The following is a 13,901-nucleotide window of genomic DNA, read 5'->3' as shown; positions in this document are numbered from 1 at the left end:
GCAGCCCCCCTTCTTCACTTGGACTGATGACGGCCGGTGACATGTACCGGCCCCAAGTGCTGCTCAAGGTCCTCTAAATGCGCTTAGTGGCCCGAGGCTTGCGTCCCTATTCCGCTTTGTACGGCGTGGGTGTTCACCACGGCGACGTGAGGTCAGACGCTCGCCCGGTCCCTGGTTCAAAAAGTTCTTCGCAAAAAAAGTGTCTGCTTAAGCCCGGCCTGACGCTCCTACCCGTGAGCGCGGCCACCCGGGGTCCTGCGCCACGTAGGAAACGGAGCACAGCATGACCACCAACCACAGCTTCGGCCTGATCGCGCCCCCTGCGCCGAGGAGGGCCAGCGGGCGTTGGGCGCTGGGCGAACACCAGCGCCGGGTGCGAGAGAACGCCGCCCTCTTCGTGAGCCTGGTGCGAGAAGCCGGCATCGACACCGGCGACAGCGCGTGCGCCCCTTTGATCCCGTGCATCGTCGGCAGCTCGATCAAGGCGCTGCAACTGTCGGACGCCCTGACGCGGCACGGCATCAGCGCCGACCCGATCCTCTTTCCCGCTGTGCCGCAAGACCAAGCGCGTCTGCGCTTCTTCGTCACGAGCTGCCACTCCGAGGAACAGATCCGGTTCATGGTCGAGGTGCTGGCCGAGGAGCTGGAACTGCTGAACGCGGCCGGCTAACGACTTCGCAAGCATTCCCCAAGGGCCTTGCCGGATGGTGATTTCGGCGGGCCACGATTAGAAAGGCGACTGGCACCATGCGGTTGTTCTGCTTCCACCATGCCGGGGGTGGCGGGTTGGCGTTCAAGGCCTGGGAAAAGGCGCTTAGGCCGGCCGTCGAGGTGATTCCGGTCGAGGTCACCGACCGGCAGCGCTTCACCACGCTGCGGCAGCTCGTCGACGAGGTGAACGATCAGCTGCGATCCGACCTTGACGAGCCGCACATGTTCTTCGGCCACAGTTTCGGCGCCTTGCTGGCATACCGGTTGGCGTGCGTGCGCGCGGCGCAGGGTTCAACGCTGCCACGGGCGGTATTCCTGTCCGCCTATGCCCCGCCCCACCTTCCGCCGCCGCTTGATGTCGTGGATCTGCTCGACGACCAACAGCTCGCGACGCTCTTGTCCGATCTCGGCGGGCTGCCTGCGCAACTCAGGCGGTGGCCCACTCTGCATGAGCGAGCCGTCACCGCCACTCGACACGACCTGCGGCTGTGCATGTCTGACGAGGAGGACAACACAGCGCAACTTTCCTGCCCGATTCATGTCTTCGGCGGCAGCGACGACCCGCTTGTGAGCGAATCCGCCCTGCGCGAATGGCGTTCGCGGACAACGGCGGATTTCTCCGTGCAGATCCTTCGCGGCGGCCACTTCTATCTGCGTGACCGGCAGCTGCTTTTGGAGACGCTTCGTCCGCTGATGTCGACAATCGCCGCAGCCTAACGGCCTCCGCCCGGCCGGTAGCGGCCCTGCTCGGTGACGACGGCGGTGATGAGCTCGGCCGGGGTCACGTCGAAGGCGGGGTTGAAAACGTCGGCGTCCGGCGGGGTGATCGCCATGCCGGCGAACCTCCTGAGTTCGTCGGGCGCGCGCTCCTCGATAGCGATCTCGGCGCCGGTGGCCACCGACGCGTCGACCGTGGACGAAGGCGCGACCACGACGAGCGGCACGTCGTGATGACGCGCCGCGATCGCCAGTCCGTAGGTGCCGACCTTGTTGGCGACATCGCCGTTGACCGCGATCCGGTCGGCGCCGACGAGCACACAGTCGACGAGGCCGCGCGCCATCGCCGCCGCCGCGGCGCCGTCGGGCTGCACCCGGTAGGGCACCCCCGCCTGCGCCAGCTCCCATGCCGTGAGCCGGGCGCCCTGCAGCAGCGGACGTGTCTCGTCGACCAGCACCGACTCGACCAGTCCGCGCTCGTGCAGGTGCCAGACGACGCCGAGCGCGCTGCCCCACGCCACGGTGGCGAGGTGACCGGCGTTGCAATGGCTGAGCAGCCGCAGCGGGCGGCGATCGCACAGTGCGAGGACGATCTCGGCGGCGTGCGCGGAGGCGGCGCGGTTGAGGCGTTCGTCCTCGTCGAGGATGTCCAGTGCTTCGGCGAGGACGGCTTCGGCGCCCTCGTCGAGCTTCTCGAGCGCGCGCGCAACTCCCCAGCTCAGGTTGACAGCGGTCGGTCGGGCCTTCGCGACCCGCTCGGCCGATGCCAGGACGTCGCTTCCTTCGCGGGCCGCGAGCACAACGCCGAGGGCCCCGGCCGCGCCGAGCGCCGGGGCGCCGCGCACGGCCAGGCGGCGGATCGCGTCGATCAACTCGTCGACCGTGCGGAGGCTGAGGACGCGGTACTCGGCTGGCAGCGCGGTCTGGTCAATGATCGTGACCGCGCCGCCGTCCCAATCGATGGTCCTGCGCACGAGCCGACCCTAGCCCTCGGTTAGAGCTTGCCGGCGACGAAGCCGGCGGCCTGGTCCACCAGCCCGGAGCCGATGTATGAGGGCTGCAGATGCGATGGCCAATTCGTGCCTCTCCCGCAGATGGGGTCGCCGGCCGCACACTGGTCGATCGTCTTGCCTGCGAACGCGGGGGCGAGTCCCCGGGTGCCATTACCGAACAAAGCGACGGCCGCCACGTGCTGATCCACACCCGGCGGCAGTCCGCCCCAGGTCGCGCGGTCAACCACCTCGGCGCCCAGCGAATAGCCGCCGAGCACTATGCGGGTGTTCGGGCAGCTTTTCGCCATGGATTGAACGTGGTCGCTTATATCGTTGGCGCCGCCGCCGGTGGTGATGTTGGCCGGATAGTTGACCCCGTACACCCCGACGGACCTTGGGGTCTTGGCGCGCAGCGAATTTACAAACGCGTCGCCGACCGCACCGACGCCGGGTGGTTCCTCTCGCCCGCGGGCGAAAACCACTTCGGCGTCGGGGCATGCCGCCGATGCCGCCGGAATCAGCGCCGCTCTCGGAAGGGGCGTCACCGCCGGGGCGATCAGCAAAGCCGCGGCGAGCAAGGTGATGGCCGCCAGGCTGAGGACTCGGTGCGCGCCTGGCGATATGGCAACGGGCCTCATGACGCGATACTACGGATTTAGTCTTCGCAGACCACCTTCTTTTTTGGTGCGCAGCCAGCGGACCGGGCTGTTGCGCAGGCGTCCAACGTGTCAGCATTGGGGCGTGAACGCCCGCCCGTTCGCTCATTTGCTGGGTGCCACCGCGGTGACCACCTGGGCGACGTTGCTGAGTGCACCGATCCCCTTCGCGCCGTCCGCGTCCGCCGCGCCATGCCCCGACGTCGAGGTGACGTTCGCCCGCGGGACCGACGAGCCGCCTGGTGTTGGTGGCGTCGGTCAGGCGTTTATCGACTCACTGCGCCCGCAGGTTGGGGGTCGTTCGTTGGGCGTGTATCCGGTCAACTACCCCGCCACCGAAGATTTGGCTCCGTCTACATCCGCCGGCGCCAGCGATGCAAGGGCTCACGTCCAGTCCATGGTGGCGAACTGTCCCAACACCAAGCTGGTGCTCGGCGGATATTCGCAAGGCGCGGGAGTGATAGATCTGGTCACCATCGCCCGAGCATCGGTTGCGGGCTTTGAGGCTCAGACTCTACCGGCGGACGAGGCCGCTCACGTCGCTGCGGTCGCCGTCTTCGGCAATCCGACGACCAGATTTCTCGGGGGGCCGATCAGCGAGATCAGCCCGTGGTACGGCGCCAAGGCCATTGACTTATGTGCGCCCGGCGACCCGGTTTGCTCCCCCGGTGGCCTAGCGCTGCCTACGCATGACGAGCTGGTTTCCCCACAGCACCAATCCTATTTGCACTCCGGGATGCCCAGCCAGGCCGCGACTTTCGTGGCGAGCCATCTCTAACAGTTCGTCGAGATTGCCGCCACGGTCGTGGTTGGAAACGGAATCACAGCCACCACGGCAACCTCGGCGCCGGCTCGGCAATTGTCAGTCGATCTCGGCAGTCAAATCAAATTCGGAAAAGGTGTGCGAAACGACTTCCCGTAGAGCGCCTTTGGTGTTCGGGCGGTCGAGAAGATATGCGGAGATTCTGATAGACATCTTTCCGCGGCCCCGCCCGGAGCCCAGGAACAGTTGCCCACCCATGGCCTCGAGCGTGCTCTTCTTGATGTCGGGCTCGAGGTTCCTCAGGTACGCGTAGTCGGCGTCGGTGCCGTCGGGCCGGTTCGCCGCCGGGGACAGATCACCGACGTTGGAGCAAGTGACCGGCAAGGTGGAACCACCCGCCGCCATCCCCGCTACCTTCCTGGCCGCCCATACCGGTGTCAGCGCCGCCAGCGGCAGCGGCGCCAGCCACTCGTTGTCGGGGTCCTCCATCGCCGCGAGGATTCCTTGCGTGATTTTGGCCTGCATTTCGCCGAGGTCGGTCGCCGCGTGCGCAGGGTCGACTGGGACGTCAACGCTGGTGAGCGCATTGCCACGGGTATCGCCTTCGGTCCGCAGCGACACCAGGAATCGCAGGGTGACCGCTCCGTCGTCGCCGACACGCCCGATCCGCACCGCGAGTCGGCACGCGATTCCTGCGACCAGCGAGTTACTGCTTCCACCAAGGCTTTTCGCGCGAGCATCCCATTCCGCCAGGTCGATGTATGCGGTCACGGCAGGCACCTCGACCACCGGGTCGACGCCGGCCGTCGTCGGGGCGGGTGGTGCCGCCTTGATCGATGACTTGAGTTCCTTGGCGTCGCGCCGGGCCCGCCGCGCCACGGAGGCCAACGCCCGCCCCACGTCGGGCAGATCCTTGACGGTCTGCTGAAGATCCTCCCGCAATGCCCGCCGCAACGTGCGTGATTTCGCCGGCGGGTAGCCCAATTCATGCGTCCTGCCCTCGGCGGCATCGGCTATCGCCTGACCGAAAGCGATCGCGTCGACGATCGTGTGCGAAGCCACCAGACTTACTGCGGTCCCGCCATCCTCGAGCCGCAGCACCCCGAGATGCCAAGCGGGTCCCCACTCGGGATCGATGGGCAGGCGCACCCGCTCGTCGGCCCATGTGGTCAACTCGGCGCGCGGGCGCGGCGTTGCGGCGACGTCGATGTCCTCCGGTGCCGGAGCCAAGACCCAGCGATCACGCGCGAACGGCAACGCAGACCGTTCGATCCTGCGTCCCAGCAACCCGCGCCCGAGAGTGCGCTGAAAGCGCCGTAGCCCTTCGAGATTGACGGCGCGGTCGTATATCCAGGTGACCTGGATCAGTGCTCCGTGCACCGCCCGCGTCGCGAGAAATGCCGCCTGGTCCAGGTACGCGAGCCTGTTGTCCACCGGCCCAACGCCATTCGTGCTGGGCTGCTCCGCCGCGATCCCGGGCGCGGCGGTGTCGGTGAGGGTGAGCAGGCCGGCCAGGTGGACGGCGAGCTCGGTGGGGCTGGGGTGGTCGAAGGCCAGGGTTGCCGGCAGCGCGAGGCCGGTGCGCTGGTTGAGGGTGTTGCGGAGCTCGAGGGCGGTCAGTGAGTCGATGCCGAGCTCTTTGAAGGGACGGTCGGGATCGAGGGCGGCCGGGTCCGGGTGGGCCAACACGGCGGCGGTAGTGGCCGTGACCATCGCGGTGAGGGTGTCAAGCCGTTGCTGGGGCGTTTGGGTGGCCAACCTGGTGGCAAGCGTGCGGGGGCTGGCGGTGGCGGCTTGGGGGCGGCTGGTGGTCAGGGCGGACAGGATCGGCGGCAACGTGTTGTTGCGGGCGTGGCGGGTCAACGCGCCGGTGTTGAAGGGGCTGGCTACCACGTTGGGCCGTTGACTGGTCAGCACGGCGTCGAACAGGGCCAGGCCCTGCTCGCTGGTGATCGGGGTGAGACCGGTGCTGGTCAGACGAGTCAGGTCGGCCGTGTTGAGGTGGGAGGTCATGCCGGTGGGGGTCTGCCAGTAGCCCCAGGCCACACTGCTGGCCGCGCGTTGGGTGTGGTGGCGGTGTCGGGCCAGCGCGTCCAGGAATGCGTTGGCGGCCGCGTAGTTGGCCTGCCCGGGTCCGCCCAGAATGCCTGCGGCCGAGGAGAACAACACGAAGGCGGCCAGGTCGCGGTCGGCGGTCAGGTGATGCAGATGCCAGGCGGGGTCGGCTTTGGCCGCCAAGACCGCATCGAGCTGTTCGGGGCTCAGCTCGGTCACCACGGCGTCATCCAGAACGCCGGCGGCGTGGATCACCGCGGTCAACGGGTGGCCGGCGGCGACGCTGTCGAGCGCTGCGGCCAGCTCGGCCGGGTTGCTGGTGTCGCAGGCGGTGATCGCGACGTGGGCGCCCAGCCCGGCCAATTGTTCTTCCAGTTCGGTGGCGCCGGGAGCGTTGGGCCCGCTGCGGGACACCAACAGCAGATGCTTGACGCCGTAGCGGGTGACCAGATGTTCGGCGAAGATCGCGCCGAGCATCCCCGTACCGCCGGTGATCAGCACCGTGCCCTCCGGATCCAACACCGCGGGCGGGATCAGCACGATCTTTCCGGTGTGGCGGGCTTGGCTCATGTCGCGGAAGGCTTGGGCGGCGTTCAGCAGGCCGTAGCTGGTCGTGGGCAGCGGCTTGAGGACACCCGCGGTAAACATCTCGGTCAGGGCCGCCCATGCCGGCTGCAGGGATTCCGCTGGCGCGCTGGACAAGTCGTAGGCCTGATACTCCACTCCGGGATGCGCCGCGGCGACGTCGCCGGCCGGCCGGATGTCGGTCTTGCCGATTTCGATGAAACTGCCTCCGCGGGGCAGCAATTGGAGCGAAGCGTCGACGAAATCGCCGCTGAGGCTGTTGAGCACGACGTCCATGCCCTGCCCATTGGTGGCGTCGCGGAAGGCGCCGAGGAAATCCAGCGTGCGCGACGAGGCGATGTGCGCGGCGTCGACGCCGAGCTCGTGGAGCACGTGCTGCTTGTTCGGGTGTGCGGTGGCGAACACCTCGGCACCGAGGTGGCGGGCGATCTGGATGGCGGCCTGACCGACACCTCCGGCGCCGGCGTGGATGAGCACCCGCTGCCCGGCCGATAGCCGGGCGATCTCGACCAAAGCGATATAGGCGGTCAAAAACACGATCGGCGCGGACGCGGCCTGGGTGAATGACCACCCCGCCGGGATGGGGACCACCATGCGCTCGTCGGTGATCGCAGTGGGCGCGAACGCGTTGTGGGGGAAAAGGCCCATCACCGCATCACCGGGACGCAGCGACGTCCCGTCGCCGGAGTCCAGGATGACCCCGGCGCCTTCGCTACCGAGGCCGTCATCCTTGATGGCGCCTAACGCCACGACCACATCGCGGAAGTTCAGCCCGGCGGCCCGTACCTGCACGCGGATCTGTCCCGGGGCCAGCGTCGCGGGCGCGTCGGTGGGGAGCAGCGTCAGGTTGCTCAAGTCACCCTTGCGGGTGGTGCCCAACTGCCAGGCGGGCGAATCCGGTGGCGTCAGGGTCGGCGTGCGGGCCAGTCGGGGAATGTGGGCAACACCGTTGCGCAGGGCCAGCTGCGGCTCGTTGTCCGGTCGCGCCGAGGCAACAGCCAGCAGGTTGTCCGCGGTGGCGACGGTGTCGTCGGTGTCGAGCAGGACGATGCGGTCGGGGTGCTCGTTTTGGGCGGTGTGTATCAGCGCCCAGGCCGCGGCGTGCGCCAGGTCGGGGACGCCGTCATATGCGCTGACGCTGACCGCGCGACGGGTGACGATCACCAGCCGGGCGTTGGCGGTGTCGGCCCGGGCCAGCCAGCTCTGCAGCTCGGCCAACACGTGGCGGGTCAGGCTGTGGGCCCGCTGCGGCGGGTCAGCCTCGTCCTCGGCCACGGGCAGGGGCAGGGGCAGGGGCCAGATCACCAGGTCCGGACAAGGGGTCACGGTGGCCAGGTCGGTGTGGATCGCGCCGGTGGACAGGCTGCCCGGCAGGTGTTCGGGTGAATCGGTGCACACCGCCCACGCCGGCGGCGGGGTCGCCGACCGATCGGGCTGATCGGGCGCCGGTGGCCAGGTCAGCTCGAACAAGCTGTCGGACAGCCCGGCCATCGAAGCAGGCCGGCCGATGTGCTCGGAGACGGCGCGCAGGGTCAGCGCGCGGATGGTGATCACCGGCGCGCCGGTGGGGTCGGTGGCGTGCAGCTCGAACGTGTCCTCGCCGGTGCGGGTCAGGTGGACATGCAGCTGGCCGGCCGCGGTCGCGTACAGGGCGATTCCGCTGAACGCGTACGGAAGCCGCAACGTCGCGTCGGCCTCGCCGGCGCGGTCCGACGCGGCGGCCAACGGGTGCAGAGCGGCGTCCAGGAGGGCGGGGTGGATACCGTAGCCGGTGATATCGGTGCCGGCGGGCAACGCCACCTCGGCGTAGAGGTCGCCGGGTCGAGCCGGGTCGGTGGCGATACCCCGCAGCGAGCGGAACGGACCGCCGTAGCCGTAACCCCGTTGGGCCAGGCGTTCGTAGAAGTCGTCCTGGTCGAGGGTCTCCATACCCGCCGCCGGCACGGGCGGAGAGCCAGCGGCGGGCTGATCGGCGCTCACCGCGCCGCTGGCGTGCAGGGTCCACGCGCCGGGATGCTGGCCGGCCGAACGCGAGTGCACGCTGAACGGGCGCACCCCGTGCTCATCGAGCGGATGCACCAGGATCTGCAGGTCGGTCGGCGTCTGCTCCGACAGCGTCAGGGGCGCGCGCAGGATCAGCTCGTCGATCGCCGGGCAGCCGGTCAATTCACCTGCCCGCAGAATCACCTCGATGAAAGCGGTCGCTGGGAAGACCACGGTGTCGTTGACTCGATGCCCGGCCAGCCAGTCCTGGGTGCTGGGTGAGAGCCGCCCGCTGACTATGACCTGGTCTTGGCCGGCCAGTTCGACGACCGCGCCCAGCAAGGGATGTTCGGCGCGGTCCAGGCCGAGACCGCCGGCGTCGCCGGCCGGGGTGTCGGCGACCCAGTAGCGGCGGTGCTCGAAGGGGTAGGTGGGCAGCTCGACGGTGCGGGCGTGGGGATACAGCGCCGACCACGACGGGCTGTGGCCGTGATTGTGCAGCTGGGCCAACGTGGCGGCCAGGCTGTCTTGGTCGGGGCGGTCCCGGTGCAACGTGATGACCACCGCCGACTGGGTCCGCCCCGCGGCCTGGGCCAGGGTGTCGGTGATCGCCGGCGCCAATACGGGATGCGGAGAGAGCTCGACGAACGTGTGCTCGCCGGCGGCCAGAAGCTGGACCACACGGTCATGGAACCGGACCGGCTCGCGCAAATTCCGATACCAGTACTCGGCGTCCATGGTGGTCGTGTCCAGGGCATCGCCCGAAAGTGCTTCTCCCACTGTGGAATACAGCGGGATATGGGCGGGCGCCGGAGTCAGGTCGGCCAGCTCGGCCAGGAGGCGCTCGCGTAGTGGCTCGACCTGAGCGGAATGCGAGGCGTAGTCAACGGCGATGGGCCGGATGTGGATGCCGTCCCGATCACACGCCGCGGTGAACTCCTCCAGCGCGGTCGGGTGGCCGCTGATGATGGTGTGCGACGGGCCGTTGATCGTGGCGATGCTCAACGCCTCGCTCCACGGCCGCAGGCGTGGGTGCAGTTGGTCGGCGGCCAGCAGCACCGACGCCATAGCGCCGCCGCCGCGCAGGTCGCTCAGCGCCTGACTGCGCCGCGCCACAACCAGGGCGGCCTCCGGCAGCGGAAGCACCCCGGCGATGTACGCCGCGGCGATCTCGCCTTGGGAGTGGCCGATCACCGCGTCGGGAACAATGCCGTAGCCCTTCAACACCTCGGCCAGCGAAACCATCATCGTGAACAGCACAGGCTGGACGACGTCGACTCGGTCCAGCGCCGGGGCCGCCGGGTCCTGACGCAACACCTCACGCACCGACCAGCCGGTGAATGGGCGCAACGCCTCGTCGCAGTCGTCGACCATGGCGGCGAAGACGGGGTGGTGTTCATAGAGCTCTCGCCCCATGCCGGGGTATTGGGCGCCTTGGCCGGGTGAGACGAACACCGTCTTGCCGCGAAGGTGGGCCAGGTAGTGGTGGCGGGTCACTTGCGGGTGGGGTTGGTCGCGTCGCAGCGCATCGAGGGCGTCCAGCAGGTCTTTGCGCCGGTCGGCGCTGGTCACCGGCGCCGTGATCACTGCGCGATGGGAGTGATGGGTGCGGGTGCCGCCCAGGCTGTAGGCCACGTCGGTGAGATCCAGCTCGGGATGGCCGATCAGGTGTCGATGCAGCCGGTCGGCCTGCGCGGACAACGCCGAGGGGGTGCGCGCCGACACCGGCCACATCGCCAACCCGAAGTCAACGGCGTCGGGGGCTTGCTCGGCCGGGGGGTGGGCGTCAGCCGATTCGGCCGACGGGTTGGGGGCTTCCTGGAGGATGACGTGCGCGTTGGTGCCGCTGATGCCAAACGAGGACACCGCCGCGGTGCGGGGGTGCTCGGTGTCCGGCCAGGGCACCGGCTCCGTGACGAGGCGAACGGTGCCGGCCGACCAGTCGATGTGCGGGCTGGGGCGGTCGACGTTGAGGGTCGGGGGCAAGCTGTCGTGGTTGAGGGCCGCGATCATCTTGATCAGTCCGGCGGCGCCGGCGGCGGCCTGGGTGTGGCCGATGTTGGATTTGATCGATCCCAGCCACAATGGGTGCTCTTTCCCGCGCGCGGCGCCGTAGGTCGCGATCAGGGCGCTGGCCTCGATCGGGTCGCCCAGGGTGGTGCCGGTGCCGTGGGCCTCGACGACGTCGACCTCATCAAGCCCGATGCCGGCGTTGGCTACGGCCTGGGTGATGACGCGTTGTTGGGCGGGCCCGTTGGGGGCGGTCAAGCCATTGGAGGCGCCATCCTGGTTGATCGCCGATCCCGCGATGACCGCCAACACCGGGTGGTTGTTGCGGTGGGCGTCGCTGAGCCGTTCCAGGACCAGCACCGCGGCCCCTTCGCCCCAGCCGGTGCCATCGGCGTTGGCGGAGAAGGCTTTACAACGCCCGTCGGCGGCCAGCCCGCGTTGGCGGGCGAACTCGGTGAACACTGCTGGGGTGGTCATCACCGTGACGCCACCGGCGAGGGCGAGAGCCGACTCGCCGTCTCGCAGGGACTGACAGGCCAGATGCGTGGCCACCAGCGACGACGAGCAGGCCGTGTCGAGGGTGATGGCGGGGCCCTGCAGGCCCAACGCGTAAGCGACGCGCCCCGAGGCCACGCTGGTGGACAGGCCGGTCAGGCCGTATCCCTCCGCACCGTCGGAACCGCCCGCGCCGTAGTTCTGTGACCACGCCCCGATGAACACGCCGGTCTCGGAGCGCATCAAAGCGGCCGGATCGATTCGGGCGGTTTCCAACGCTTCCCAGCACACTTCCAGCAGCAACCGCTGCTGGGGATCCATGGTTTGGGCCTCCCGCGCCGAGATCCCGAAGAACTCGGCGTCGAACCCGGCGACCTCCTGAAGAAAGCCTCCGGCGCGGGTGTAGGTCTTGCCCACCGCATCGGGATCGGGATCGAACAGGTCCGCGAGGTTCCAGCCACGGTCGGCCGGAAACTCCCCGACCGCGTCGGTGCCGCCGGCCACCAGATCCCACAGCGCCGCCGCCGAATCCACCCCGCCGGGGAATCGGCACGCCATGCCCACCACCGCTACCGGCTCGTCCGCCTGTACCCGCGCCGCCACCGGCGCAGCCGCCGGAACCGACCCGCTTAGTCGCTGACCCAGGTGGGTGGCCAACGCGGCGGGGGTGGGGTAGTCGAAGGCCAGGGTGGGTGGCAGTTCGAGTTCGGTGACGGTTTTGAGCCGGTCAAGCAACTCGGTGGCTTTCACCGAGTCGAACCCCAGGTCCTGAAACGCCCACTCCGGGTCGATGTCGTTAGGGCTCGGAAGGCCCAACACCGTTGCCGCCTCGGAGCACACCACCCCCACCAGCAGGTCATGCTGCTGCCGGTAGAGCGTGCGCACGCGTTGGGCCAACCCCGAGTCGGCGGCGGCGACCGCATCCGAGTCGTCGATTCCGCGCTGCTCTGGCCGGCGGATCAGCGCGTCCAGGCGGGTGAACTCGTCGCGCCGATACAGCTGTAGACAATCCCGTCGTCGGACCTTGCCGCTTGTCGTGAGGGGGATCGAATGAGGCGGTACCAGAACGAGATCCGCCACGCCGAGGCCGTGCGACCTCGATATCGCCGAGGTGATATCACGCCTGACGAGGCCGAGCTTGTGCGCGGCCTCGTCGGAGCCGTCGGGCGCCTTGAGTTCGACGATGGTGACCAGCTTCTCAACGCCGTCATCATCCGGGACCGCGATCGCCACGCAGCGGCCTCGGGTGATCTCCTGGATGGTCGCCTCGATGTCGTCGGGAGCATGGTTGCGCCCGTAGACGATCAGGAGATCCTTGATACGACCGACAATGAACATCTCGCGGTCGGAGAAGAAGCCCAGATCTCCAGTTCTCAGCCAAGGCCCTTCGGGTGTCCCGGCCGAAGGACCGACAATTGTCGCGCCGAAGGTGCGTTTCGTCTCCTGAGGCTTCTGCCAGTAGCCCTCGCAGACGTTGTCGCCGTGCACCCAGATCTCACCGACCGTTCCGACCGGACACTCGATGCTGGTGTCGGGGTCGACGATGCGCACCGTCGGGGATTGCGGCATACCGTAACTGACCAGCGGTATGCCGTCGCCGCTCGCGGACCGCTCGCCGTGGCCGCCGGTCAGTTTCTCGGATTCGAAGAACACGGTTTTTGGTGGTCGACCCGTGTCGAGGGTCGCCACATAGAGCGTGGCTTCCGCGAGCCCATATGAGGCCCGCAACGCCTCGGGGCGAAGGTTGAAGCGGGCGAACCGCTCAGCGAAGCGCCGCAGCGTGGGCGGGTTTACGCGTTCGGCGCCATTGAGGATGTTGCGCACGCCCCCGAGGTCAAGCCCGGCCAGATCCTCATCCGTTGTTTTTCGGGCCGCCAATTCGAAAGCAATGTTGGGCCCCGCCGAAAATGCGTGAGTGTTGCTTGCCAGCAATTGCATCCACCGCGCCGGCCGCTGCAGGAACGCCGGCGGGCTGGTGAGCACGGTCCGAAATCCCTTCAGAATCGGGAAAATAATGCCGAAGACCAAACCCATGTCGTGAAAGAGCGGCAGCCACGACACCACGGTGGTGTCCAGCGGGGCAACCCCGTCCTCGTAGTAGGCGGACGTGATCTGTTCGACATTGGCCTGAATGTTCTTGTGCGAGACCACAACTCCGGCCGGCGTGCGGGTCGACCCGGAGGTGTATTGCAAATGCGCAATGCTCGGCGGACTGTCGGGCTCACCAGCGACCCCGTTTTCCGAGTCAAGGTCCAGCAAGTCAAGCTCGAGGACCGATGGCGTGCGCTCACCGGGCTTCGACTTGATGTATTCGGCGATGTTGTCTGCGGCCGAGGAGGTCGTGAGAATGGCCGAGGGCGACGCGTCATGCAGGACGGCATTAACGCGCTCATCGCTGGCGCCATCCAGCGGAAGTGACAACGGGACCGCGATTTGACCGGCCTGCAATGCGCCTAGAAACGCAAGGACGTATTCGAGTCCTTGGGGTGCCAATATCACGGCGCGGTCACCAGTAGACCCGCAGGCGTTGAGCTGCTGTGCGACGTTCCGCGTTCGCAGGTACAGCTGCGACCACGTCAGGTTTTCCGCGACGCCCGCCCGGTCCTGCTCGTAGTCGATGAAGGTGAACGCTGTCTCGTCAGGCTGCAGAGTGGCACGTTCTCGCAGCACAGCAGGTATGGACGACAAAACCACGGCTCGACGATACCGGCATGAGCAGACGGGGTGTCGGGAAAGGGAAAGAGTATTGCGAGACAAGCCCGTTGGGCCCCGCTGCAATCGAGGAACCGGCCCTGGGCGCGGCGTATAGGCGTCGTTCCCGGATAACCCCGGCGGTCTGAAAAGGCCCCCGTTTCGATGCGTCATGCATCGCAATGGCGCCTGCCGGTCACGAAATGGCTAATACCCTGCAACACGTCGTGCGGCGGGCCGGGT

At 68.0% G+C, this 13,901-nt stretch carries 6 protein-coding genes; 3 read left to right on the top strand and 3 right to left on the bottom strand.

All coding sequences use genetic code 11. From position 1 onward, the window contains the following. Nucleotides 1–283: 283 nt before the first annotated feature. A complete protein-coding gene (locus A5764_RS07470) occupies nucleotides 284–670 on the top strand; it encodes a hypothetical protein (protein WP_067110921.1) in 387 nt (128 codons plus the stop codon). A gap of 77 nt (nucleotides 671–747) precedes the next feature. Beyond that, a complete protein-coding gene (locus A5764_RS07465) occupies nucleotides 748–1,428 on the top strand; it encodes a thioesterase II family protein (RefSeq protein WP_067110917.1) in 681 nt (226 codons plus the stop codon). Here the strand turns inward: A5764_RS07465 and mtnA are convergent. Next, on the bottom strand, nucleotides 1,425–2,402 hold the full coding sequence (gene mtnA, locus A5764_RS07460; protein ID WP_067110914.1) for an S-methyl-5-thioribose-1-phosphate isomerase: 978 nt from the start codon (nucleotides 2,400–2,402) through the stop codon (nucleotides 1,425–1,427). The genes A5764_RS07465 and mtnA overlap by 4 nt on opposite strands. Before the next feature lie 20 nt (nucleotides 2,403–2,422). Continuing rightward, complete coding sequence (locus A5764_RS07455; protein ID WP_067110911.1) at nucleotides 2,423–3,058, bottom strand: cutinase family protein; 636 nt, start codon at nucleotides 3,056–3,058, stop codon at nucleotides 2,423–2,425. A 103-nt stretch (nucleotides 3,059–3,161) separates the two neighbouring features. On the opposite strand from A5764_RS07455, the gene A5764_RS07450 reads away from it, so the two are divergent. Continuing rightward, nucleotides 3,162–3,854, top strand: a complete 693-nt coding sequence (locus A5764_RS07450; protein WP_231989642.1) for a cutinase family protein — start codon at nucleotides 3,162–3,164, stop codon at nucleotides 3,852–3,854. Nucleotides 3,855–3,938: 84 nt separating this feature from the next. Here A5764_RS07450 and A5764_RS07445 read toward each other — a convergent pair whose 3' ends face one another. Next, a complete protein-coding gene (locus tag A5764_RS07445) occupies nucleotides 3,939–13,661 on the bottom strand; it encodes a type I polyketide synthase (RefSeq protein WP_067110908.1) in 9,723 nt (3,240 codons plus the stop codon). Between the last annotated feature and the right edge of the window lie 240 nt (nucleotides 13,662–13,901).

The organism is Mycobacterium sp. 852002-51057_SCH5723018 (assembly GCF_001667035.1).
GTDB lineage: Bacteria > Actinomycetota > Actinomycetes > Mycobacteriales > Mycobacteriaceae > Mycobacterium.
This window is presented reverse-complemented; position numbering and strand designations above follow the sequence as displayed.